The sequence below is a fragment of the Nguyenibacter vanlangensis genome (assembly GCF_013376155.1).
Lineage (GTDB): Bacteria > Pseudomonadota > Alphaproteobacteria > Acetobacterales > Acetobacteraceae > Gluconacetobacter > Gluconacetobacter vanlangensis.
Window position 1 is genome coordinate 1 of sequence record NZ_JABXXP010000866.1, and the last position, 1,067, is coordinate 1,067.

The following is a 1,067-nucleotide window of genomic DNA, read 5'->3' on the forward strand; positions in this document are numbered from 1 at the left end:
GGCGGGATCGGCAGCACGATCGCCGCCTTGCAGCAGGCCGGCGTGCTGGCCGGCGGCCAGGCTCGGGCGCTGCTGTTTCGCGTCGCGGTTCATCTGACGCGCCGCGACGGCGTGCTGCATGCGGCGGAACTGGAATTTCCGGCCCATGGGTCGATGGCCGACGTGCTGTCCGTGCTGCGCCATGCGCATCCGGTCCTGCATTGGGTGACGGTGCCCGAAGGGCTGTCGTCACTGCAGGTCGCCGATATCCTCGATCGCGCGCCGGTACTCAGCGGCGCCTTGCCGACGCTGACCGAGGGCGGAATCCTGCCGCAGACCTATGATTACGAATGGGGCACGCCGCGCGCGGCACTGCTGGCCCGGATGCGTTCGGCGATGAATGCCGCGCTGGATACCGTTTGGCGAGACCGGGAGGTCGTGGCCGAAATCCCCGATCGCCGGACGCTGCTGATCCTGGCCTCGATGGTCGAGCGGGAAACCGCCATCCCGGCGGAACGCAGGATGGTGGCCCGTGTCTTCATCAACCGGCTGCGGCAGGGGATGCGCCTGCAATCCGATCCTACGGTGGTGTACGGCATCAATCGCGGGGCGGGGCCGCTGGGACATGCGCTGACGCGGGCCGAACTGGAAACGCCCAGCGCCTATAACACCTACACGCTGCCCGGCCTGCCGGCCGGGCCGATCTGTTCGCCGGGGCTGGTGTCGCTTCAGGCCGTGGCGCACCCTGCCGGCGGCGACGCGCTCTATTTCGTGGCGGACGGGAATGGCGGCCACATCTTCGCCGACAGCCTGACGGACCATAACCGGAATGTCGCGGCCTATCGGGCGCACCGGCAGGGCATGCCCCGCTGAGGCGCGTCTTTACCCGTTCAAACGATTCCGTTTGAACGGGGTCTATATTATTTTAGTGGCCTGCTGACCCGAGAAATTCTCATAAGAATTTCTCGGGCAGGGCACTAGGGTCTGTGGGGATTTAGCGTGAGTTGATGACACCTGCGGCGAGATATATCATCGCCTCGAAGCTCCGGTCGGTTTTGCAGGCTCGCATGGCGATGCGCTTGAACTCC

1 protein-coding gene is annotated in these 1,067 nt (G+C 65.8%); it reads left to right on the forward strand.

The window, feature by feature from the left end; all coding sequences use genetic code 11:
• Window positions 1-852: endolytic transglycosylase MltG (gene mltG, locus HUK84_RS19740; RefSeq protein ID WP_176641724.1), on the forward strand; the 852-nt coding region annotated here is incomplete at its 5' end.
• Between the last annotated feature and the right edge of the window lie 215 nt (window positions 853-1,067).